Here is a 21962-nt window from a genome sequence, read left to right as displayed (position 1 = left end):
CCCGGATGTTCGACGCGCTCCTGGCCTCGGCGGCCCTTTCGGCCGCCGTCGCGCTTGCCTTCGGCCTGCTGGTGGGCAGCTTCCTGAACGTCGTGATCCTGCGCCTGCCTCCCCGGCTGGAGTGGCAGTGGCGACGGGACAGCCGCGAGATCCTCGAACAACCCGAACACTACGAGCCGGCCCCGCCCGGCATCGTGGTGCAGCGCTCGGCCTGCCCCAAGTGCGGCCACAATCTGGCGCCCTGGGAAAACATCCCGGTCCTCAGCTTCCTGATGCTGCGCGGCAAGTGCCGCGGCTGCGGCAGCCCGATTTCCTGGCAATACCCCGTGGTCGAACTGGTGACCGGCCTGCTGTTCGCCGCCTGCATCTGGCGCTTCGGCGTCGGCCCCGAAGGTTTGGCCGCCCTGGTGTTCACCGGCCTTTTGGTGGCGATGTCGGGCATCGACCTGCGCACCACGCTGTTGCCCGACCAGCTCACCTACCCCCTGCTCTGGATCGGCCTGGGCCTGGCGACGATGACGCTGTTCGTATCCCCGGTGCAGGCCATCTTCGGGGCGCTGGCGGGCTACCTCAGCCTGTGGAGCGTCTACTGGGCCTTCAAGCTGATCACCGGCAAGGAGGGCATGGGCCACGGCGACTTCAAGCTGCTGGCCGCGCTGGGTGCCTGGTGCGGCGTGGCGGGCATCCTGCCGATCGTGCTCATGTCGTCCTTCATCGGCGCCATCGTCGGCAGCCTGTGGCTTGTCCTGCGCGGTAGCGACCGCGCCACGCCCATTCCCTTCGGCCCCTACCTGGCCGCCGCCGGCTGGGTGCAGCTGATGTGGGGGCCGCAGCTGCTGCAGGCCTATCGCGATTTCACCGGCCTGAGCTGAGCGCATGGCCGGTTTTCTCGTGGCGGTGACCGGCGGCGTGGCCTCGGGCAAGTCGGCCGCCACCCGCGTCCTTGAATCCCTGGGCGTGCCGGTGGTCGACGCCGACATCGCCGCCCGCGCCGTGGTCGAACCCGGGCAGCCGGCACTGGCGGCCGTGGCGGACCGGTTCGGTCCCGGCGCCATCGGCCCGGACGGACGCCTCGACCGGGCCGCCATGCGTGAACGGGTCTTCGCCGACCCCGCCGCCCGCGCCGACCTCGAAGCCCTGCTGCACCCGCCGATCCGCGCCTGGCTGCAGGCAGCCTGCGCCGCGGCGCCCGGGCCGTATGCAGCGGTGGCGATCCCGCTGCTGGCCGAAGGCGGTGGCCGCGCCGCCTACCCCTGGCTGCAGCGCATCCTGGTGGTGGACGTGCCCGAAGCCGTGCAACTGGCCCGCCTTCAGGCCCGGGACGGCGTGGACGCGGCCCTGGCCGCGCGCATGGTCGCCGCGCAGGCCAGCCGTGCGCAGCGGCTGGCGATGGCGGACGACGTGGTGGTCAATGACGGCTCGCTGGCGGACCTGGAGGCCGCGGTGCGACGGTTACATGGGCGGTATCTGGGCCTGGCCGGCTGACGACGCCCCCGCCCCGGCCCTACTTCGGCCAGAAAGCGCGGATTCCCGCCACACCCTGTGCGCCGTGCCTGCGCGCCGTGGCGACGTCGGCGGGGCGCAGGCCGCCCAGGGCATAGAGGGGCAGCGAAACGGCCTCACGCAGGCGGGAGAACTGCTCCCAGCCCATAGCAGCGGCCCCCGGATGGCTTTCGGTGGCACGCACCGGCCCGAGCACCGCGAAATCCAGGCCCAGTTGCTCGGCCTGGGCCAGCTCGTCGGCGTCGTGGCAGGAGGCGGCCACCAACTGGCCTGCCGGCAGCGGCCGGGTTGAAAGCGCCATCAGCTGGCGGGCCGGCAGGTGCAGTCCGATGCCCAGGTCGGCGGCCAGGCCGGCTTCCCCGTTCACCAGCAGATCGGCGCCGGCGGCGTGGCAGCGGATGCGGGCATCCATGGCCAGATTGGCCAGGGCCTGCGCACCGAGCCCGCGCGCGCGCAGCTGCACGCGCCGGGCTCCGGCGGCCAGGGCCTTGTCCAGCTGGGCCAGCCAGGCGGCCGGCGCCAGGGGCTCGGGACTGATCAGGTAACGCGGCGGCCGCGTCAGCACCGACACCACCGGCCGGTCGGCCGGTGGCATCGGGTAGCCATGCAGTTTTTCCAGCGGCGACCACGCCAGGGCCTGGCGCTCGCGGCCCCGCGGCGTGCCTTCGTAGGCATCGACCGTGTAGACGTCGAGCAGGATGCGCTTGTCCGGATAAGCCTGGGGAACGGCCACCAATGGCACCGCGTCCAGGACCCGGACGCCCAGCTCTTCGTGCAGCTCCCGATCCAGGGCTTCGCGCGGGCTTTCCCCCGGTTCGACCTTGCCACCCGGGAACTCCCAGGCGCCGGCCAGGTCGCGCCCGGCGGTGCGCCGGGCCAGGAGGATGCGGCCGCGGGCGTCCCTGAGGACGGCCGCGACCACGTGCACGGGTTTAGGTCGGTCGCCGGGCATACGCCGGGATCAGTCCAGCTTCCCGTGGCACTGCTTGTACTTCTTGCCACTGCCGCAGGGGCAGGGATCGTTGCGGCCGATCTTCGGACCCTCGCGGGTCGCCGGGGCCAGCACGCCGTGGCCCTCGGCAGCCATCGCCTGGGCCTGTTCGGCCTCGTCCTCGGTGCCGTAGCCACCCGTTTCCGGGTGCTGGAACTGCATCCTGTTGGCCTGGGCGGCGGCACGCTGGCGCTCGGCGGCCTCCATCGCGGCCACCTCCTCTTCGCTGCGGATGCGCACGCGGGCCAGCAGCGACACGACCTCCTGCTTGACCTTGTCCAGCATTTCGGTGAACAGCTCGAAGCTCTCGCGCTTGTATTCCTGCTTGGGCTGCTTCTGGGCGTAACCGCGCAGGTGGATACCCTGGCGCAGGTAATCCATGCGCGCCAGGTGCTCCTTCCAGTTCTGGTCGAGCACGTTGAGCATCAGGTGCTTTTCCAGGTGGCGCATCATTTCGTCGCCGAGCTGGGCTTCCTTGTCGGCGAAGAGCTTTTCGCCGGCATCCAGCACCAGCGCCAGGATGCGCTCCTCGTCGATCGCGTCTTCGGTGGCCGCCGGGCCCTGCAGGTCCACGGCGATGCCGAACTCGTCGGCCAGGCTGCGTTCCAGGCCCGGCAGGTCCCACTGTTCGTCCACCGACTCGGCCGGCACGAAGCGGCGCGTGGTTTCGACCAGCACGTCCTCGCGGATGGCGCTGATGGCTTCGTTCACCGAGTCGGCCTCCAGCAGCTCGTTGCGCTGCTGGTAGACCACCTTGCGCTGGTCGTTGGCGACGTCGTCGAAGTCGAGCAGGTTCTTTCGGATGTCGAAGTTGTGGGCCTCGACCTTTCGCTGCGCGTTCTGGATCTGCTTGGTCACCAGGCCCGACTCGATGACGTCGTCTTCCTTCATGCCCATGCCGCGCATCGCCTTCTGCACCCAGTCGGACGCGAAGATGCGCATCAGGTTGTCTTCCAGCGACAGGTAGAAGCGGGACGAGCCCGGGTCACCCTGGCGACCGGAACGGCCACGCAGCTGGTTGTCGATGCGGCGGCTTTCGTGGCGCTCGGTACCGATGATGTGCAGGCCACCCAGGGCCTTCACTTCGTCGTGGCGCTTTTGCCATTCCGACTTCACCCGGGCCTTGTCCATCTCGCCGGCGTCTTCGCCCAGCGCGGTCAGTTCGGCGTCGAGCGAGCCGCCCAGCACGATGTCGGTACCACGGCCGGCCATGTTGGTGGCGATGGTCACCGCCTTCGGGCGGCCAGCGTTGGCGACGATCTGCGCCTCGCGCTCGTGCTGCTTGGCGTTGAGCACTTCGTGCGGGATGCCCGACTCCTTGAGCTGCTTGGCCAGCAGTTCCGAGGTTTCGATCGACGTGGTGCCGACCAGTACGGGCTGGCCGCGCTCGTAACAATCCTTGATGTCCTCGACGACCGCGTTGAACTTGGCCGGGCGGGCCAGGTACACCAGGTCCGGGTGGTCCTTGCGCACCATCGGCCGGTGGGTCGGGATGACGGCGACTTCCAGTCCGTAGATGGTCTGGAACTCGTAGGCCTCGGTGTCGGCCGTGCCGGTCATGCCGCCGAGCTTGCCGTACATGCGGAAGTAGTTCTGGAAGGTGATCGAGGCCAGGGTCTGGTTCTCGCGCTGGATGGGCACGCCTTCCTTGGCTTCGACCGCCTGGTGCAGGCCGTCGGACCAGCGACGCCCGGCCAGGGTACGGCCGGTGAACTCGTCGACGATGATGACCTCGCCGTCGCGCACGATGTAGTCGACATCGCGCTGGTAGATCGCGTGCGCGCGCAGGGCGGCCATCAGGTGGTGCACCACCGCCAGGTTGTTGCCCGAATACAGGCCGTCGTCCTCGCCGATGATGCCGGCCTGGCGAAGCAGCTCTTCGGCGTGTTCCATGCCCTGTTCGGACAGGTGGGCCTGCTTGCCCTTTTCGTCGACCCAGAAGTCGCCCTCGCCCTGCTCAGACTCCTGCTTGACCAGCTTGGGCACGATCCGGTTGACCTTCACGTACAGCTCGGGCGATTCGTCGGCCGGGCCGGAAATGATGAGCGGGGTGCGGGCTTCGTCGATGAGGATCGAGTCCACCTCGTCGACGATGGCGAAGTTCAGGCCACGCTGGAAGCGGTCGTCCTTGCCCAGCGCCATGTTGTCGCGCAGGTAGTCGAAGCCGAATTCGTTGTTGGTGCCGTAGGTGATGTCCGCGCCGTAGGCGCCCTTCTTGTCCGAATGCGGCATGCCCGGGTAGACCACGCCCACCGACATGCCCAGGAAGTTGTACAGCTTGCCCATCCAGGCCGAGTCGCGACGGGCCAGGTAGTCGTTCACCGTCACCACGTGCACGCCCTTGCCCGACAGCGCATTGAGGTAGGTCGGCAGGGTGGCGACCAGGGTCTTGCCCTCGCCGGTGCGCATCTCGGCGATGCGGCCCGAATGCAGCACCATGCCGCCGATGAGCTGGACGTCGTAGTGGCGCAGGCCCAGGGTCCGGCGGGACGCCTCGCGGCAGACCGCGAAGGCCTCGGGCAGGAGCTCGTCGAGGCTGGCGCCGTCGGCGACCCGGGCCTTGAACTCGTCGGTCTTGGCCTTCAGGGCGGCATCGTCGAGCTTTTCGAGCTCGGGCTCGTAGGCGTTGATGCGGGCGACGTTCTTCTGGAACTGGCGCAGCAGGCGCTCGTTGCGGCTGCCGAAGATGCGGGTGAGCAAGCTGTTGAGCATTGGGAAAGCCGGTTGGGGAGCGCGGGGCGCTCACGCGGAAAGAAGAAGGCCGCGGCAGCCCGGTGGGGGCGTCGCGGCCGTCTAGTCTAACGTGGGGACGGGGGCGGGGGTATCAAGCCCCCGCGGGGCCTCAACCGCGGGCCCGTTCCAGGTAGTTGCGCGGGTTCACCTGGCGGCCGTTGAGCGTCACCTCGAAGTGCAGGTGCGAGCCGGTGGAACGACCGGTGGAACCCACCTTGGCGATCTGCTGGTCGGCACGCACGACGTCGCCGGCCTTCACCAGGTTCGCCTGGTTGTGCGCGTAGCGGGTCTTGTAGCCGTTGCCGTGGTCGATCTCGACGACGTTGCCGTAGCCGTTGCGCCAGCCCGAGAAGCTGACCACGCCCTCGGCGGCGGCCCGGACCGGGTCGCCGGAGTTGGCGTCGATGTCGATGCCCGCGTGATGGGCGCGGCCGCGACCGAAGGGGTCGTTGCGGCTGCCGTATCGGGAGGAGATATAGCCCGGCGCCGGCATGCGGTGCGGGGTGGCCTGGCTGTCAACCTTCTGGTTGAACAGCATGGATTCGAGCACCGAGAGCTGGCGCCCGGAGTGGGCGAACTGGGCCTCGAGGGCGTCCAGGCTGCCCAGCAGCTCCATGGACTGAACGTCTTCGGCGGATTCCGAACCACCCTGGCCGGGCAGGTCGGAGAAATTGAACTCGCCGTCCTTGAGCTTGCCGACCTGGGTAAGGCGCTCGCCCAGGGCATTGAGGCGGTTGGCCTGGGCCTGGAGCTCGCCGACTCGGGCGGCGATGGCGTTCACTTCAAGCTGGGCTTCGTCGCGGGCCTGGGCCAGCTCAAGCGCCTGCTGGTCGAACTCGGCCTGCAGGCGGGCGATTTCCGCCCGGGCCGCGCCGTCGGCGCCGCGGGTCAGGAAACCGGCCGCGAAGGCCAGGCTCAAGACCAGGGCGATGCCACCCAGGGCAGTGGCGGCGACCTTGGGCTGGTCGAACGCCAGTTTTTTTGGCGACCGGAGGAAATTTGCTGCGATGATGACATTCATCATGTCGAATTCATTCAAACCTTTCGTCCGCGGCGCGTCACCACCAACCAGCCTGCCCCCGCGCGCCCTCGAGGCGCTGTCCGGGACCGGGCTTGCCAGCGTGGTCGAACGCGCCCGTTGGCTGGGCGAACTCGACCCCGTGCTACGCCAGAGTCTCCCCGCCACCTTGGCCGGCCAATGCAAGCTGGCCAATGTGGATGACAAGAACTTGGTGTTTCTGGTCAGCGCCCCGGTCTGGAAGGCCAAGCTGCGGCTTCATGCCGACGCCCTGCTGGGCGCGGCGGCCGCGGCCGGGCTCAAGGCCAGGACGCTGGTGGTGAAGGTGGCTACACCGGACCCTGCCATCCCCGAAGGGACCGGAACACCGAAACCACTTTCCGAGGCCGTCCGCGATTCACTGCGGGCGACCGCCCAATCGGTTTCGGATCCGGGGCTGCGCGACCAGCTTCTGCGGCTGGCTGAGTCGCCCCGGAACAAGACCGACGGGGCATGATGCCCCGGCAGACGGGGCATGTCGTTAACCTGCGGTTAAACGTTCGTTAAAGAGTGTGACGCAGGTCTCAAACCGCCTGCGCCGGATGCGCGTACGAGATCGGCGCCAGGGCCGGGTCCTCGAAGGTCACCTCTTCCCAGGCCGAGGTGTCGGCCAGGAGGGCGCGCAGCAGCTGGTTGTTGAGCGCGTGACCGGACTTGTAGCCGTAGAAGGCGCCGATCAGGCTGTGGCCCAGCAGATAAAGGTCGCCGATGGCGTCCAGGATCTTGTGCTTCACGAACTCGTCTTCGTAGCGCAGGCCGTCGTCATTGAGCACGCGGTAGTCGTCGAGAACGATGGCGTTGTCCATCGAACCGCCCAGGGCCAGGTTGCGCTCGCGCAGGAACTCGATGTCCTTCATGAAGCCGAAGGTACGGGCGCGGCTGACTTCCTTGACGAAGGACGTGGTGGAGAAGTCGATCTCGGTGCTCGAGGTCGCCTTGTTGAAGATGGGGTGGGCGAAATCGATGGTGAAGCCGACCTTGAAGCCGTCGAACGGCTCGAAGCGGGCCCACTTGTCGCCTTCCTCGACCTTGATCGGCTTGAGGATGCGGATGAAGCGCTTGGCCTTTTCCTGTTCCTCGATGCCCGCCGACTGCAGCAGGAACACGAAGGGACCGGCCGAACCGTCCATGATCGGCACCTCGGCCGTGGACAGGTCCACGTAGGCGTTGTCGATGCCCAGGCCGGCCATGGCCGACAGCAGGTGCTCGATGGTCATGACCCGCACGTTGCCCTCCACCAGCGCCGTACACAGGCTGGTGTCGCCGACCTTTTCGGCCTTGGCGTGGATTTCCACGGGCTGGTCGAAGTCCACGCGCCGGAAAACGATACCGGTGTCGGGCGCAGCCGGGCGCAAGGTCATGTAGACCTTTTCGCCGCTATGCAAACCGACACCCGTGGCGCGGATGACATTCTTGAGAGTGCGTTGTCTGATCATCTTGAGGCGTTCTCCGGGGCAGGAGCGCGCAAAACCGTCGAGGACGATAGCACACCAAAGAACAAACGAAAACCTAACATTCAAACAATTGTATTGATTCTGCAACCCAGTTCAGGTTTTTGGGGCTGGAAAAGGGCCCGCCGGACCGGCCGGCGGGCCAAGGATTCCATCTCCCCCTGGGGACACGCCCCGCGGGCCAGGCCCGCGGGTTACACCGGGCCACCCTTCCTGGGTGGCCCTTTCACGCTTAGTCGGCCTGGCGGCGCAGGAAGGCCGGGATGTCGAGGTAGGCGTGCTCGTTGGACAGCTCGCCCAGGGCGGTGGCCGTGCCGGAGGCCGGCTCGCCCGCCGAGGTGCGGCCCGAGGAGCGCAGGCCCAGGTGGTTGGCGCCCGGCATCGCGGTGCCATTGGCCTGGGCGGTGGCGACGTCGTCGACCATGCCGGTCGTGGCGTTGCGCACCAGCTTCACCGGGGCCCGCTGCACTTCCCGCTCCGGGGCCCGGACCGGCTGGCGCACGACGCCGCGGTTGAGGCCGGTGGCGACCACGGTCACCCGCACCTCGTCCTGCATGTCCGGATCCAGCGAGGTGCCGATGACCACCGTGGCGTCCTCGGACGAGAACTCCTCGATGATGCGGCCGATTTCGTCGAACTCGGCCATGGTGAAGTCCGGGCCGGCCGTGATGTTCACCAGCACGCCGTTGGCACCGGAGAGGTTGACCTCGTCCAGCAGCGGGTTGGAGATGGCGGCCTCGGCGGCGGCCTGGGCGCGGTCGTCGCCGCGGGCCACGCCGGTGCCCATCATCGCCAGGCCCATTTCGGACATGACGGTACGGACGTCGGCGAAGTCGACGTTGATCAGGCCCGGGCTGACGATCAGGTCGGCGATGCCCTTCACGGCGCCCAGCAGCACGTCGTTGGCGGCGCGGAAGGCCTGCACCATGGTGGCCTGGCGGCCCAGCACGGTGATCAGCTTCTCGTTGGGGATGGTGATCAGGGAGTCGCAGTGGTGGCTGAGCTCCTCGATGCCCTTGAGCGCCACCTGCATGCGCCGGCGGCCCTCGAAGGGGAACGGCTTGGTGATGACCGCCACGGTCAGGATGCCCAGTTCCTTGGCCAGCTGCGCCACCACCGGCGCCGCGCCGGTGCCGGTGCCGCCGCCCATGCCGGCGGTGATGAACACCATGTCGGCGCCTTCAAGCGCCTCGACGATGCGTTCGCGGTCCTCGAGCGCGGCCTGGCGGCCGACCTCGGGGTTGGCGCCGGCGCCCAGGCCCTTGGTGACGTTGCCACCCAGCTGCAGCTGCAGCTTGGCGCCGCACTGCTTGATGGCCTGTGCGTCGGTGTTGGCGGTGATGAACTCAACGCCCTCCACGCCCGCGTTGACCATGTGCGCGACGGCGTTGCCGCCGCCGCCGCCGACGCCGATCACCTTGATGACCGCGTTGGGTGCCAGCTTCTCGATCAGTTCGAAATGTGCCATGTCCTCGTCCTCCGTGATTCGAATCCAGGGTTTGTCTTGTGTTTTTTTTGCTTTGTTGTCGCGTGTGCTTCCATGACGTCGTTCAGAACTCACCTCGGTACCAGTTCTTGAACTTCGTCCAAATCGTCCCGGCCTTGCCCGCCGAAAGCGTCGGGCGGCGCGGGTGTTCAATCTGGCTGCCCCAGAGCAGCAGGCCGACGCCGGTGGCGTGCACCGGGTTGCCGACCACTTCGCCCAGGCCCGACACGTGCTGGGGAATCCCCACCCGCACCGGCATGTGCAGCATTTCCTCGGCCAGCTCGACCACGCCTTCCATGCGCGAGGCGCCGCCGGTGAGCACCAAGCCGGCGCGCACCAGTTCCTCGAAGCCGGAACGGCGCAGCTCGGCCTGGACGAGCTCGAAAATTTCCTCGTAGCGGTTCTGCACCGCCTCGGCCAGGGCCTGGCGGGCCAGGCGGCGCGGCGGCCGGTCGCCGACGCTGGGCACCTGGATCGACTCTTCCGCAGTCGCCAGCTGGGCCAGGGCGCAGGCGTAGCGCACCTTGATCTGCTCGGCCTCGGGCGTGGGCGTGCGCAGCAGGTGGGCGATGTCGTTGGTGACCTGGTCGCCGGCGATCGGCAGCGAGGCCGAATGGCGGATCGCACCCTGCACGAACACCGCGATGTCGGTGGTACCGGCACCGATGTCCACCAGCACCACGCCCAGCTCCTTTTCGTCGGTAGTCAGCACCGCGGTGCTGGAGGCCAGCGAGCTCAGGATCAGGTCGTCCACCTGCAGGCCGCAGCGCTGCACGCACTTGCTGACGTTGCTGGCGGCCGACTGGGCACCGGTGACCAGGTGCGCCCGGACCTCGAGCCGCACGCCCGACATGCCCACCGGATTGCGGATGCCTTCCTGGGAGTTGTCGACGATGTATTCCTGCGGGATGGCGTGCAGGATCTTCTGGTCGGCCGGCACCGCGACCGCCTTGGCGGCCTCGAGCACGCGGTCGAGGTCGGCGTAGGTCACTTCGCCCCCGGCCACCGGCACGATGCCCGGCGAGTTGCGGCACTGGGTGTGGCTGCCGGAGATGGACGCGTACACCGACCGGATCTCGCAGCCAGCCATCAGCTCGGCCTCCTCGACCGCGCGCTGGATCGACTGCACGGTGGACTCGATGTCCACGACCACACCGCGCTTCATGCCGCGCGATTCGTGCGAGCCGATGCCGATCACCTCGATCTCCTGCCCCGGCGAGTACTCGCCCACCAGCGCCGTCACCTTCGACGTGCCGATGTCCAGGCCCACGATCAGCGACTTGTCGCCCTTGCGATTCATGCGTTCTTTTCCTCATTGACCGCGACGTCTTCCCAGACGATCGCGAACCCATTGGTGTAACGAAGGTCCGCACGTGCGACCCGGCGCGCCGGGTCCTTGCGCAGCTGCGGCAACATGCGTGCGAAACGCGCCAGCCTCGCCTGCGGCTCGCCGCGGCCAGCCTCGATCTGGGTGCCGTCGTCGAGCACCAGCTGCCAGCTGCCGCGCGCGCTCAGGCGCACCTGTTCGACGCGCAGGCCCAGCGGCAGGAACAGCGGCCGGGCCAGGCTGTGGAAGGACATCAGTTCGCCGGCACGGTCTTCCGGGCCGTCGAAAAGTGGCAGGCCGGCGCCGGCGCCAGGCGGGGCGGCGAACAGCCGGCCTTCCTCGCTGAGCATGCGGCCGTCGCTCCAGCGGGCAACCGGCGTGTGTTCGGTCAGGCTCACTTCCAGCCGGTCCGGCCAGCGCTTGCGCACTTCCACCTGTTCGACCCAGGGCAGCGCCGCCACGTCGGCGCGCACGTCGTCCAGGTCCACCGCGAAGAAGCCGCGCTGCACGTGCGGCATTACCGCGTCGCGCACGACCGCTTCGTCCACCTGTTCGAAGGCACCCGTGACCGCCAGCCGGCGCATCGGCCAGCGGTCGCCCGCGATCCAGCCGTTGAGCACCGCCACCAGGGGCAGTGCCACCAGGCCGATCGCCAGGATCCAGGCGGCGATGCGCATCAGGGCGCTCATGCGTGGCCGCCCTCCCCGTCCGCGAGACTGGTTTCAAGCACGCGCCAGCACAGGTCTTCGAAGGACAGGCCCATTTCGCGCGCGGCCTTGGGCACCAGCGAATGGCTGGTCATGCCCGGCGCGGTATTGACCTCGAGCAGCCAGTTGTTGCCCGCGGCGTCGCGCATCACGTCCACGCGACCCCAGCCACGGCAGCCGGCGGCGCGGAAGGCCGACAGCGCCAGGCTGCGGATCGCGGCCTCGTCGTCGCCGGCCAGGCCGGGGCACAGGTACTGCGTGTCCTCGGCCTGGTACTTGGCGTGGTAGTCGTAATACTCGCCGGCGGGCACGATCCGGATCGAGGGCAGCGCCACGTCACCGAGCACGCCGACGGTGTACTCGCCGCCGGTGACCAGCTGTTCGACCAGCAGTTCGCCGGGATAACGCGCGGCCAGTTCGACGGCGGCGTCCAGGCCGGCTTCGTCGAAGACGCGGGTGATGCCGACGCTGGAGCCCTCGCAGGCCGGCTTGACGATGACCGGCAGGCCCAGCTCGCGCGCGGCGTCCTGAACGTCCGCGCCCTTCTGCAGGCGAACGTAGCGCGGCGTCGGCAGGCCCAGGGCCAGCCAGACCTGCTTGGTGCGGATCTTGTCCATCGCCAGCGCCGAACCCAGCACGCCCGAGCCGGTGACCGGCACGCCGAGGGCTTCGCAAAGCCCCTGCAGCACGCCGTCTTCGCCGCCGCCCTTGTTGCCGTGCAGGATGTTGAAGACGCGGTCGAACTTCTTTTCCACCAGCGCCGGGACCAGGGCCGGGATGCCGTCCACCGCGTGCGCGTCCACGCCGCGCGCGCGCAGCGCCTCGAGCACGTTGCCACCGGAGGCCAGCGACACCTCGCGTTCGGCGCTGGTACCGCCCATCAGCACGGCCACGCGGCCGAAGCCGGCGGGATCGGTCAGGCGCGGGGCGGGGAAGTTGGCGGCGCTCATGCCTGGGACCCTCCGTGGATACCATTCACGGCCAGGTCGGCGACCACGGCACCGATGTCGCCGGCGCCCATCACCAGCAGCAGGTCGCCGTCTTCAAGCACGTCGGCCAGGACGCCCGGCAGTTCGCGCACGGGCCCGGCCAGCACCGGATCGATGCGGCCGCGGGCGCGGATCGCGCGGGCCAGGGCCTTGGCGTCGGCGCCGACGATGGGCGCTTCGCCGGCCGGATAGACATCGGCCAGCACGACCGCGTCGGCGCTGGAAAGCACCGCCGCGAAATCGTCGAACAGGTCGCGGGTGCGGCTGTAGCGGTGCGGCTGGAAGGCCACCACGAGCCGACGCTGCGGCCAGCCGCCGCGGGCGGCGGCGAACACCGCCTCGAGCTCGCGCGGATGGTGGCCATAATCGTCCACCAGCAGCGCCTTGCCGCGACCGAAGTCGAGCTCGCCCTTGAGGTTGAAGCGCCGGCCGATGCCTTCGAACTTCTCCAGCGCACTGGCGATCTGGCCCGGCGTCACGCCGAGCTGCCAGCCGATGGCGGCGGCGGCCAGGGCATTGAGCACGTTGTGCTCGCCGGGCAGGTTCAGGGTGACGGCCTGGTCCGGGGCTTCGGGCAGGTGCAGGGTGAAGCGCATGGCGGCCCCGTCCTGGCGCAGGTCGGTGGCGCGCACGTCGGCGGCTTCGCCCAGGCCGTAGGTGACCAGGTGGCGCGGCGTGCGCGCGGCCAGCTCGGCCACCTCGGCGTCGTCGATGCACAGCACGGCCAGGCCGTAGAACGGCAGCCGGTGCAGGAATTCGTCGAAGGCGGCCTGCACGCGGGCGAAATCGCCGCCGTAGTTTTCCAGGTGGTCGGCATCGATGTTGGTGACCACGGCCACCAGGGGGTTCAGGCGCAGGAAGCTGCCGTCGCTTTCGTCGGCTTCGGCCACCAGCCACTGGCCGCCGCCCAGGCGCGCATTGGCGCCCGCCGACAGCAGCTGGCCGCCGATCACGAAGGTCGGGTCCAGGCCGCCTTCGCTGAGCACGCTGGCGACCAGCGACGTGGTCGTGGTCTTGCCGTGCGTACCGGCGATGGCGATACCGCGCTTGAAGCGCATCAGTTCGGCCAGCATCTCCGCACGCGGCACCACCGGGATGCGCTGCTCGCGGGCCGCCGCCAGTTCGGGGTTGTCGTCACGGATCGCGCTCGACACCACCACCACGTCGGCGCCGGCGATGTTGCCGGCGGCGTGGCCGCGGAACACGCTGGCGCCCAGGGTGGTCAGCCGGCGGGTGGCCACGGACTCGTTGGCGTCCGAACCGGACACCTGGTAACCGAGCGTCACCAGCACTTCGGCGATGCCCGACATGCCGACGCCACCGATGCCGATGAAGTGCACGCGCGGGAACGCGCGGGCCAGGTCTCCGGTTTCCTGCAGGCGACGGCGGATCATGCGCGGGCCTCCTGGATCACGATCTCGGCCACGCGGCCGGCGGCATCGGCGTGGGCGATGCCGCGCGCGGCGTTGGCCATGGCCAGGCGCACGCCAGCGGCCGGCAACAGCCGGCGGGTGGTTTCGGCCAGGCGGTCGCGGAAGCCCTCGCCTTCGGGCACCAGCACGGCGGCGCCGGCCTCGACCAGGTAGTCGGCATTGCGGGTCTGGTGGTCGTCCACCGCGGCCGGGTACGGCACCAGCACGCTGCCCACGCCCGCGGCGCAGAGCTCGGCCAGGGTCAGCGCACCGGCGCGGCAGACCACCAGGTCGGCCCAGCCGTAGGCCTGGGCCATGTCGGCGATGAAGGGTTCGACCTGCGCGTCGACGCCGGCGTCGGCGTACACCGCGCGGGTCGCGTCGGCGTGGCGCTCGCCGCACTGGTGGCGCACCTGCGGGCGATCACCGGCCGGCAGCGCGGCCAGGACCTGCGGCAGCACCGTATTGAGCGCATGCGCACCCTGGCTGCCGCCCAGCACCAGCAGGCGGGCCGGCCCCTGGCGACCGGCCAGGCGGTCGGCCGGCACCGGCAGGGCCGCGATCGCCGGGCGCACCGGGTTGCCCACGACTTCGGCCCGGCCTTCCGGGAAGCTGCCGGGGAATCCGCACAGCACGCGCCGGGCAAGGCGCGAAAGCACGCGGTTGGTCAGGCCGGGAGCGCGGTTCTGTTCGTGCACCAGCAGCGGCCGGCGCAGCAGCCAGGCGCCCAGGCCGCCCGGGCCGGCGGCGTAACCGCCGAAGCTCAGCACGGCGCGCGGACGCAGCCGGCGCAGGATCGACAGCGCCTGGGCCACCGAACGCAGCAGCAGGAACGGCGCCTTGAGCAATGCCAGCGCGCCCTTGCCACGCAGGCCCTTGACCGAAATGGTTTCGATGCGGATGCCGGCGGGCGGCACCAGCCGGGTTTCCATGCCGCCGGCCGAGCCGAGCCAGACCACCGGCACGTCGCGCTCGCGCAGGGCCTGGGCGACGGCCAGGCCCGGGAAGATGTGGCCACCGGTGCCGCCGGCGAGGATCAGCACGGGAGCGGTCGCGGCGCTCATGCCACGGCTCCGATCTTGGGTTCGATGCGGCCGCGGCCACTGCGTGCGCCGACCGGCGGCGCCACCGCGGCGGGCGAAGACGCCGGATCGCGTTCGCCGGTGACCGCAAGCTCGTCGGACACGCCGCCGCGCAGGCGGGCGACCTGGCGTTCGGCGCGGTCGAGCTCGTAGCTCACGCGCAGGAGCAGGCCGATGGCCATGGAGGTCACCAGCACGCTCGAACCACCCGAGGACACCAGCGGCAGGGTCAGGCCCTTGGTCGGCAGCAGGCCCAGGTTCACGCCGATCGAGACGAAGGACTGCAGGCTGATCCACAGGCCGACGCCGAAGGCGCAGAAGCCGGCGAAATAGCGGCGCATCTCGACCGCGCGCAGGCCGATGCTGAAGGTGCGCCAGCTGAAGATCGCGAACACCGCGATGATCGCCACCGAACCCACGAAACCCAGCTCCTCGGCGCTGACCGAGAAGATGAAATCGGTATGCGCCTCGGGCAGGTAGAACAGCTTCTGCACGCTGCCGCCGAGGCCTACGCCGAACCATTCGCCGCGGCCGATCGCGATCAGCGCCTGGGTCAGCTGGAAGCCGTCGTTGAACGGGTCTTCCCAGGGATTGAGGAAGGACTTCAGGCGCGCCACGCGGTACGGCGCGGCCACCGCCACGCCCACCAGCAGCGGCAGCACGCCGGCGCCGATCAGCAGCAGGTGGCCGATGCGCGCGCCGCCCAGCCAGACCATGCCGCCGGTGATCGCCAGGATCAGCGCCGCCGAACCGAAGTCGGGCTGCAGCAGCAGCAGGGCGACCAGGAAACCCGCCACGCCCAGCGGCTTGAGCAGGGTCGACCACTTCTCGCCGATGTCGTCGCGGTAGCGAACGACGTAGCTGGCCAGCCAGACGATCAGCAGCAGCTTCACCGCCTCGACCGCCTGGAACTTGGACACGCCCAGGTTGATCCAGCGCTGCGCGCCATTGACGGTGTGGCCGATGCCGGGCATGAACACCAGGCCCAGCAGCACGATGCAACCGAACAGCAACAGGTGGTTGTGGCGTTCGATCAGTTTGAGCTCGGTGCGCATCAGCGCGAAGGCCAGCACGCCGCCCAGGACCAGGAACACCACGTGCCGGGCCAGGAAATGGAAGGGGCCGACGTCCAGGCCCTCGGCGATGGCGATCGAACTCGAGCCGACCATCACGACGCCAAAGCCCGCCATCAGCAGCGCCAATCCCAGCAGCACCGGGTCGTAGCGACCGGCGATCTGCTCGAGCTTGGTGGCCTGTCCGGCGCGTTCTTCGAGAAGGCTCATGTCAGCGCACCTTCAACGTGGCGAGGCCGACCAGCACGAGCATCACGGAGATGATCCAGAAGCGCACGATCACGCGCGGCTCCGGCCAGCCCTTGAGCTCGAAATGGTGGTGGATCGGCGCCATGCGGAACACCCGCCGCCCGGTCAGCTTGAAGCTGGCGACCTGGATCATCACCGACAGGGTTTCGACGACGAAGATGCCGCCCATCAGCACGAGGATGGCTTCCTGGCGAACGATCACCGCGATGGTGCCCAGCACCGCGCCCAGCGCCAGCGCGCCGATGTCGCCCATGAAGACCATGGCCGGATAGGTGTTGAACCACAGGAAACCGAGGCCGGCGCCGGCGATCGCCGCGCAGAAGATGGTGATTTCGCCCGCACCGGGGATCGGCGGGATCTGCAGGTATTCCGAGAACACCGCGTTGCCCGAGGCGTAGGCGAAGATGCCCAGCGCCGCCGCCACCAGCACCGTCGGCATGATGGCCAGGCCATCGAGGCCATCGGTCAGGTTCACCGCGTTTGAGAAACCAACGATCCAGAAATAGGCGATCACCACGAACAGGCCACCCAGCGGGATCGCGAAATCCTTGAGCAGGGGCAGGAACAGCGTGGTGTTGCTGGGATGGTCGGCGGTCCAGAACAGTGCCAGCGCCGCGGCCAGCCCGAACAGCGACTGCAGGGCGTACTTGTGCCGCGACTTCAGGCCGTTGGGATCGCGCTTGACGATCTTGATCCAGTCGTCCAGCCAGCCGATGGCGCCGAAGGCCACCATCACGGCCAGCAGCACCCACACGTAGCGGTTGCGCAGGTCGGCCCAGAGCAGGGTCGACAGGCCGATGGTGAGCAGGATCAGCGCGCCGCCCATGGTCGGCGTGCCGGCCTTGGAAAAATGCGACTGCGGGCCGTCGGCACGGATCGGCTGGCCGCCCTTGAGCCGGGCCAGGCGGGCGATCACGGCCGGGCCAAGCCACAGCGACAGCAGCAGCGCGGTCAGCGCGCCGAGGATGGCGCGGAAGGTGATGTAGCCGAAAAGCGGCGGCATCCAGCCCATTTCGTTCAGCCAGCGGGCCAGTTCAAGCAACATGGTCGGCGTCTCCTTGCCTGTCGGCCGCCAGCAGCGCGGCAACCACCTTGTCCATCGCGCTCGAACGCGAGCCTTTCACCAGGCAGCGCAGCCCCGCGGGGGCGGCGGCGAGCGCCGGGCCCAGCGCGGCAAGCAGGCCGGCCTGGTCGTTGAAGTGGTGGCCGCCGTCACCGAAGGCGCGGCTGGTGGCGGCACTGAGTTCGCCGACGGTCCAGAGCCGCTTGATGCCGGCCCGGCGCGCACGTTCGCCAACCTCGGCGTGCAGGGCCTCGGCGCCCTCGCCCAGTTCGCCCATGTCGCCCAGCACCAGCCAGGCCTCGGCGCCGGTTTCGGCCAGCGCGGCGATGGCGGCGGCGACCGAACCGGGATTGGCGTTGTAGCTGTCGTCCACCAGCACCGCGCCACCACGCAGCGCGTGCGGCACCTGCCGGCCGGGCACCGCGGGCGCCGACTGCAGGCCGGTGACCACGTTCTCCAGGCTGGCGCCGGCAGCCAGGGCCAGCGCGGCCGCGGCCAGCGCGTTCATCACGCTGTGGCGGCCGGCCAGCGGCAGCGCCACGTCGGCGTCGCCACCGGGCGTGTGCAGGCGGAAAAGCGAGGCCTCCGGGCCCAGCCGCAGGGCGCTGGCGCGCACGTCGGCGTCGTTCTCGATGCCGAAGCGCAGGCAGCGGCGTTCGCCGATGCGCTGCATGAACCAGGGCGCGAAGGCATCGTCGGCGTTGACCACCGCGATGCCGTCGTCGGGCAGCGCCTCGTAGATCGCGCCCTTGGTTTCGGCCACGCCGAGCAGGCTGCCCATGCGCTCGAGGTGGGCCGGCATGATGTTGTTCACCAGCGCGACCTGGGGCGGCGCGATCGAGGCCAGGTAGGCGATGTCGCCCGGCTTGCCGGCACCCATTTCGTAGATGGCGAAACGTGCGTCTTCGGGCGCCTCGAGCACCGCCAGCGGCAGGCCGATTTCGTTGTTGCGGTTGCCGGGGTTGGCGTAGGCCTTGCCGGCTTCGGACAGGATCGCCAGCACGAGCGTCTTCACCGAAGTCTTGCCGTTGCTGCCGGTCAGGGCGATCACCACCGCCGGGCGGCCCTGCTGCACGCCGGCCGCCAGTTCGCCCAGTGCGTCCTGGGTGTCGGCGCAAAGCACCTGCGGCAGCGCGCAGTCGACTTCGCGCTGCACCAGCAGCGCCGAGGCACCGGCCGCCAGCGCCTGCCCGGCCAGGTCGTGGCCGTCGTGGCGCTCGCCGCGCAGGGCAACGAACAGCGCACCGGGCGCCAGGTTTCGGGTGTCGGTGCCCACCGAGTGGATTTCCACGTCGGCGCCGAGCTGGCGGCCTTCGACCCAGCGCGCGACCTGCGAGAGCATCAGCGGCCTCATGCGCGCGCCTCCAGCAGTTCGCCGGCGACCTGCAGGTCGTCGAAGGCGTGGCGCACGCCGGCGACTTCCTGGTAGGGCTCGTGGCCCTTGCCGGCGACCAGCACGATGTCGCCCGCCGCGGCGTCGGCCAGTGCCATTGCGATGGCACGGCGACGGTCGCGCTGGACGTGCACCGCGTCGCGGCGGGTGAAGCCGGCCAGGATGCCGGCGACGATGGCGTCGCCGTCTTCGCCGCGCGGGTTGTCGTCGGTGACGATGACCCAGTCGGCACCGGCTTCGGCGATCGCGGCCATCAGCGGCCGCTTGCCGGCGTCGCGTTCGCCGCCGCAGCCGAAGACGCAGGTCAGGCGGCCCGGGGTGTGTTCGCGCAGCGCGGCCAGGGCCTGCTGCAGCGCATCGGGCGTGTGCGCGTAATCCACCACCACCAGCGGCTGGCCATCGCGGCCGCCGACGCGGCTCATGCGGCCGCCGACCGGCGACAGCCGCGGCAGCATCGCCGCGACATCGGCCAGCGACCAGCCCAGTGCATGCAGGGTGCCGGCGACGGCAAGCAGGTTTTCGACGTTGAAGCGGCCCAGCAGCGGCGAGGACACCGGGTGGTTTTCCCCGGCCCCGGACAGCGTGAACCGCAGGCCTTCGGGCACCAGCCGCACGCCGTCGGCGCGCAGGTTCGCCTGCGCCGCACCGCGGGCACTGGTGCCGATGATGCGTACGCCGGGCGCGATGCGCGCGGCCAGCCGCACACCGAAAGGATCGTCGAGATTGATCACCACCGCTTCGAGCGTGGGCCAGCCGAACAGCAGCGCCTTGGCCTCGCCGTAGGCGTCCATGCTGCCGTGGAAATCGAGATGGTCGCGGGTGAGGTTGGTGTACACCGCGACGTCGAACGCGACGGCGTCCACGCGACCCTGGGCCAGCGCGTGCGAGCTCACTTCCATCGCGACGTGGCTGGCGCCATCGTCGCGCATGCCGGCCAGCAGGCGGTGCACGGCGATCACGTCGGGCGTGGTGCGTTCGCCGGCCACCAGTCGGCCGTGCAGCCCGGCGCCCAGGGTGCCGATGCTGCCGGCGGTCACGCCGGAAAGCGCCAGGGCCTGGGTGATCAGCTGCACCGTCGACGTCTTGCCGTTGGTGCCGGTGACGCCGACCAGGCGCAGGGCCTTCGACGGCGCGCCGTAGAAACGATCGGCCAGCTCGCCCTGGCGCGCGCGCAGGCCCGGGAAGGCGATGGCGTTGGCCGGCAGCGGCAGCGCCTCCGGCGCCGGCGGTTCATACAGGATGACGCTGGCACCGGCGGCCTGCGCCTGGTCGAGGTGGCGAAGGCCGTGGGTGCTTTCGCCGGCCAGCGCGACGAAGGCATCGCCGGCCTGCAGGGCGCGGCTGTCGGCACCCAGGCCGGTCACCAGCGGGTCCAGCCCGGCCGGCGCGAGGGCCAGGCCCTCGAGCAATGCGTGCAGGGGCATGGCGCGGGTCACGGCGCCACCTCGCGCGGCGCGGCCGCGGCGGCCTGGCGCGCCTGCCTGGCCTGGTTGGCCGCCTGCGCGGCGTACCAGCCTTCGATGTCGTCCGGCGGCACGTCCATCAGCCGCAGCGCGCCCTCCATCACCCGGTGGAATACCGGCGCCGACACCGCGCCGCCGCCGTATTCCAGGCCCTGCGGTTCGTGGATGACCACGGCCATGGCGAAGCGCGGGTTGGTCGCCGGCACCAGGCCGACGAACACGGCGGCGTAGCGGTTGGCGGCATAACCGCCGCCGCTGGCCTTGCGCGAGGTGCCGGTCTTGCCGGCCACGCGGTAGCCGAGCACGGCGGCCCGGCGGGCGGTGCCGTCGGGACCGACCACGGTTTCGAGCATGTCCATCAGCTGGCCCGCGATCGCCGGGTCGATGACCTGGGTGCCTTCGCCGGCGCCACCCTTGACGAAGGTGACCTCCATCAGCCGGCCGTGGTTGCCGACGGCGGCGTAGGCGCGCGCCAGCTGCAGCGGCGTCACCGACAGGCCGTAACCATAGGAAATGCTCGCCTTTTCGGTCGGACCCCAGGTCGCGGCCGAGGTCAGCACGCCCTGCAGTTCGCCCGGGAAATCGCTGCCGCTGCGCTGGCCCAGGCCGAAGCGGCGGTACATGTCGTACTGGTGGTCGGCGCTGAGCTCGTTGGACACCTTGATGGCGCCGACGTTGGAACTCTTGGTCAGGATCCCGGCCAGGCTGAGCGTGCCGTAGTTGCGGAAGTCCTTGACCGTGTAGCCACCGGGCAAGGTGGTGTAACCCGGCGCGGTATTGATCAGCGACGCCGGGGTGAACTTGCCCGCCTCCAGCGCCGCCGCCAGGGTGAAGGTCTTCATCACCGAACCCGGCTCGACCACGTCGGTGACGGCGCGATTGCGGCGCGACTCGGCGTCGGCGCCGACGCGCGAGTTCGGGTTGTAGGACGGCTGGTTCACCATCGCCAGCACTTCGCCGGTGGGCACGTCGAGCACGACTACCGATCCGCTGGTGGCGCCGGTTTCGACCAGGGCGGACTTGAGCTCGCGGTAGGCCAGGTACTGGATGCGGCGGTCGATCGACAGCATCAGGTCGCCGCCCGGTTCGGCGGCCTCGACCAGGTCGACGTTTTCGACGATGCGGCCGCGGCGGTCGCGGATGACGCGCTGCTTGCCTTCCTTGCCGGTCAGGTGGTGGTTGAAGGCCAGTTCCAGGCCTTCCTGGCCTTTGTCGTCGATGTTGGTGAAACCCAGCACGTGGGCCATCACCTCGCCATAGGGATAAAAGCGCCGGAATTCGCGCTGCGAGTACACGCCGGGAATGCCCAGGGCGGTGATGGCCTCGGCGACGTCCGGGTTCAGGTGCCGGCGCAGGTAGACGAACTCCTTGTCGGCACGCTCGGACACGCGCCGGGTCAGCACGTCCCGCGGGATCGACAGCGCCTCGGCCAGCTCGCCAAGACGATCCGGGTGCAGCAGCAGTTCCTGCGGATTGGCCCAGATCGATTCCACCGGCGAAGACACCGCCAGCGGTTCGCCGTTGCGGTCGGTGATCATGCCGCGCGAGGTGGCGATGGGGATCTCGCGCAGGAAGCGGGCGTCGCCCTGGCGCTGGTAGAACTCCTCGCTGACCACCTGCAGGTGCGCCGCGCGCGCCACCAGCACGGCACAGCAGGTGCCGAGGATGCCGCCGACCACCATCAGGCGCCTGCGCGGGCTGTAGTTGGCCCGGCCGCTCATGGCTGCAGCACCACGATGTCGGTGTCGGCCGGGAAGGTCATGCCCAGGCGGGTGCCGGCGACCTGTTCGATGCGGTTGGCTTCCGACCAGGTGGCCTGCTCCAGCTGCAGGCGGCCGAATTCGATGTTGAGCTCGTCGCGCTCGCTTTCCAGGGTGCTCAGCGCGATGTAGGCCTGGCGATGCAGGTGGCGCGCCCAGACCACGCCCAGGGCGCTGGTGATCACCACCAGGGCCAGCACGAACAGGGCGAAGTTGCGCAGGC

The 21962-nt window shown here is 69.8% G+C and carries 19 protein-coding genes; 3 read left to right on the top strand and 16 right to left on the bottom strand.

Features of this window, described 5'->3' with window-relative positions; genetic code table 11:
- Positions 1–5 precede the first annotated feature (5 nt).
- Positions 6–872 (top strand): prepilin peptidase, encoded by an 867-nt coding sequence (locus ACYVJH_RS12690; RefSeq protein ID WP_460455016.1) that lies wholly within the window; start codon positions 6–8, stop codon positions 870–872.
- Positions 873–876: 4 nt separating this feature from the next.
- Positions 877–1485 carry a dephospho-CoA kinase gene (gene coaE, locus ACYVJH_RS12685; RefSeq protein WP_460455015.1) on the top strand — a complete coding sequence of 203 codons (609 nt, stop codon included), beginning with the start codon at positions 877–879 and terminating at the stop codon, positions 1483–1485.
- Between the two features lie 19 nt (positions 1486–1504).
- Here coaE and ACYVJH_RS12680 read toward each other — a convergent pair whose 3' ends face one another.
- From ACYVJH_RS12680 to ACYVJH_RS12670, 3 genes are all read right to left on the bottom strand, one after another.
- Positions 1505–2455: a Nudix family hydrolase gene (locus tag ACYVJH_RS12680; RefSeq protein ID WP_460455014.1), complete on the bottom strand. Its 951-nt coding sequence runs from the start codon at positions 2453–2455 to the stop codon at positions 1505–1507.
- Between the two features lie 9 nt (positions 2456–2464).
- Positions 2465–5206 (bottom strand): preprotein translocase subunit SecA, encoded by a 2742-nt coding sequence (gene secA / locus ACYVJH_RS12675; RefSeq protein WP_460455013.1) that lies wholly within the window; start codon positions 5204–5206, stop codon positions 2465–2467.
- Between the two features lie 130 nt (positions 5207–5336).
- A complete protein-coding gene (locus ACYVJH_RS12670) occupies positions 5337–6251 on the bottom strand; it encodes a M23 family metallopeptidase (RefSeq protein WP_460455012.1) in 915 nt (304 codons plus the stop codon).
- Between ACYVJH_RS12670 and ACYVJH_RS12665 the strand changes: the two genes are divergently transcribed.
- On the top strand, positions 6235–6741 hold the full coding sequence (locus ACYVJH_RS12665; protein WP_460455011.1) for a DciA family protein: 507 nt from the start codon (positions 6235–6237) through the stop codon (positions 6739–6741). The genes ACYVJH_RS12670 and ACYVJH_RS12665 overlap by 17 nt on opposite strands.
- A gap of 67 nt (positions 6742–6808) precedes the next feature.
- Here the strand turns inward: ACYVJH_RS12665 and lpxC are convergent, their stop codons facing one another.
- The 13 genes from lpxC to ftsL form a co-directional block, all read right to left on the bottom strand.
- On the bottom strand, positions 6809–7720 hold the full coding sequence (gene lpxC / locus ACYVJH_RS12660) for a UDP-3-O-acyl-N-acetylglucosamine deacetylase (RefSeq protein WP_460455010.1): 912 nt from the start codon (positions 7718–7720) through the stop codon (positions 6809–6811).
- Between the two features lie 247 nt (positions 7721–7967).
- On the bottom strand, positions 7968–9203 hold the full coding sequence (gene ftsZ, locus ACYVJH_RS12655; protein WP_460455009.1) for a cell division protein FtsZ: 1236 nt from the start codon (positions 9201–9203) through the stop codon (positions 7968–7970).
- A gap of 82 nt (positions 9204–9285) precedes the next feature.
- Positions 9286–10521, bottom strand: coding sequence for a cell division protein FtsA (ftsA, locus tag ACYVJH_RS12650; RefSeq protein ID WP_339828256.1), 1236 nt, complete (start codon positions 10519–10521; stop codon positions 9286–9288).
- Entirely contained in the window at positions 10518–11237 is a 720-nt protein-coding gene (locus ACYVJH_RS12645) for a cell division protein FtsQ/DivIB (protein WP_460455008.1), read from the bottom strand. Before ACYVJH_RS12645 ends, ftsA begins: the two co-directional genes overlap by 4 nt.
- A complete protein-coding gene (locus tag ACYVJH_RS12640) occupies positions 11234–12205 on the bottom strand; it encodes a D-alanine--D-alanine ligase (protein WP_460455007.1) in 972 nt (323 codons plus the stop codon). Before ACYVJH_RS12640 ends, ACYVJH_RS12645 begins: the two co-directional genes overlap by 4 nt.
- The gene (murC, locus tag ACYVJH_RS12635) at positions 12202–13635 is read right to left on the bottom strand and encodes a UDP-N-acetylmuramate--L-alanine ligase (protein WP_460455214.1); all 1434 of its coding nucleotides are present in this window, start codon (positions 13633–13635) and stop codon (positions 12202–12204) included. Before murC ends, ACYVJH_RS12640 begins: the two co-directional genes overlap by 4 nt.
- Positions 13635–14720: an undecaprenyldiphospho-muramoylpentapeptide beta-N-acetylglucosaminyltransferase gene (gene murG / locus ACYVJH_RS12630; RefSeq protein WP_460455006.1), complete on the bottom strand. Its 1086-nt coding sequence runs from the start codon at positions 14718–14720 to the stop codon at positions 13635–13637. Before murG ends, murC begins: the two co-directional genes overlap by 1 nt.
- Positions 14717–16021, bottom strand: a complete 1305-nt coding sequence (gene ftsW / locus ACYVJH_RS12625; protein WP_460455005.1) for a putative lipid II flippase FtsW — start codon at positions 16019–16021, stop codon at positions 14717–14719. Before ftsW ends, murG begins: the two co-directional genes overlap by 4 nt.
- Position 16022: 1 nt before the next feature.
- Complete coding sequence (mraY, locus tag ACYVJH_RS12620; protein ID WP_460455004.1) at positions 16023–17105, bottom strand: phospho-N-acetylmuramoyl-pentapeptide-transferase; 1083 nt, start codon at positions 17103–17105, stop codon at positions 16023–16025.
- Positions 17095–18477 carry a UDP-N-acetylmuramoyl-tripeptide--D-alanyl-D-alanine ligase gene (locus ACYVJH_RS12615; RefSeq protein ID WP_460455003.1) on the bottom strand — a complete coding sequence of 461 codons (1383 nt, stop codon included), beginning with the start codon at positions 18475–18477 and terminating at the stop codon, positions 17095–17097. Before ACYVJH_RS12615 ends, mraY begins: the two co-directional genes overlap by 11 nt.
- Positions 18474–19952, bottom strand: coding sequence for a UDP-N-acetylmuramoyl-L-alanyl-D-glutamate--2,6-diaminopimelate ligase (locus tag ACYVJH_RS12610; RefSeq protein ID WP_460455002.1), 1479 nt, complete (start codon positions 19950–19952; stop codon positions 18474–18476). Before ACYVJH_RS12610 ends, ACYVJH_RS12615 begins: the two co-directional genes overlap by 4 nt.
- Complete coding sequence (locus ACYVJH_RS12605; RefSeq protein ID WP_460455001.1) at positions 19949–21700, bottom strand: peptidoglycan D,D-transpeptidase FtsI family protein; 1752 nt, start codon at positions 21698–21700, stop codon at positions 19949–19951. Before ACYVJH_RS12605 ends, ACYVJH_RS12610 begins: the two co-directional genes overlap by 4 nt.
- Positions 21697–21960 carry a cell division protein FtsL gene (gene ftsL, locus ACYVJH_RS12600; RefSeq protein WP_460455213.1) on the bottom strand — a complete coding sequence of 88 codons (264 nt, stop codon included), beginning with the start codon at positions 21958–21960 and terminating at the stop codon, positions 21697–21699. The genes ACYVJH_RS12605 and ftsL overlap by 4 nt, the downstream gene beginning before the upstream one ends.
- Positions 21961–21962: the final 2 nt, after the last annotated feature.

This window comes from Arenimonas aestuarii, assembly GCF_054781715.1.
The sequence above is the reverse complement of the archived record's forward strand: the minus strand, read 5'-3'. Positions and strand labels throughout refer to the sequence as shown.

Bases quoted from the DNA above. Each gene is read 5' to 3' on its own strand.
- ACYVJH_RS12665 (WP_460455011.1), top strand. From the start codon at position 6,235: ATGATGACATTCATCATGTCGAATTCATTCAAACCTTTCGTCCGCGGC.
- ACYVJH_RS12640 (WP_460455007.1), bottom strand. From the start codon at position 12,205: ATGAGCGCCGCCAACTTCCCCGCCCCGCGCCTGACCGATCCCGCCGGC.
- ACYVJH_RS12605 (WP_460455001.1), bottom strand. From the start codon at position 21,700: ATGAGCGGCCGGGCCAACTACAGCCCGCGCAGGCGCCTGATGGTGGTC.
- mraY (WP_460455004.1), bottom strand. From the start codon at position 17,105: ATGTTGCTTGAACTGGCCCGCTGGCTGAACGAAATGGGCTGGATGCCG.
- murG (WP_460455006.1), bottom strand. From the start codon at position 14,720: ATGAGCGCCGCGACCGCTCCCGTGCTGATCCTCGCCGGCGGCACCGGT.
- lpxC (WP_460455010.1), bottom strand. From the start codon at position 7,720: ATGATCAGACAACGCACTCTCAAGAATGTCATCCGCGCCACGGGTGTC.
- ftsW (WP_460455005.1), bottom strand. From the start codon at position 16,021: ATGAGCCTTCTCGAAGAACGCGCCGGACAGGCCACCAAGCTCGAGCAG.
- ACYVJH_RS12680 (WP_460455014.1), bottom strand. From the start codon at position 2,455: ATGCCCGGCGACCGACCTAAACCCGTGCACGTGGTCGCGGCCGTCCTC.
- ftsZ (WP_460455009.1), bottom strand. From the start codon at position 9,203: ATGGCACATTTCGAACTGATCGAGAAGCTGGCACCCAACGCGGTCATC.
- ACYVJH_RS12670 (WP_460455012.1), bottom strand. From the start codon at position 6,251: ATGATGAATGTCATCATCGCAGCAAATTTCCTCCGGTCGCCAAAAAAA.
- ACYVJH_RS12615 (WP_460455003.1), bottom strand. From the start codon at position 18,477: ATGAGGCCGCTGATGCTCTCGCAGGTCGCGCGCTGGGTCGAAGGCCGC.
- coaE (WP_460455015.1), top strand. From the start codon at position 877: ATGGCCGGTTTTCTCGTGGCGGTGACCGGCGGCGTGGCCTCGGGCAAG.
- ACYVJH_RS12690 (WP_460455016.1), top strand. From the start codon at position 6: ATGTTCGACGCGCTCCTGGCCTCGGCGGCCCTTTCGGCCGCCGTCGCG.
- ACYVJH_RS12645 (WP_460455008.1), bottom strand. From the start codon at position 11,237: ATGAGCGCCCTGATGCGCATCGCCGCCTGGATCCTGGCGATCGGCCTG.
- secA (WP_460455013.1), bottom strand. From the start codon at position 5,206: ATGCTCAACAGCTTGCTCACCCGCATCTTCGGCAGCCGCAACGAGCGC.
- ftsA (WP_339828256.1), bottom strand. From the start codon at position 10,521: ATGAATCGCAAGGGCGACAAGTCGCTGATCGTGGGCCTGGACATCGGC.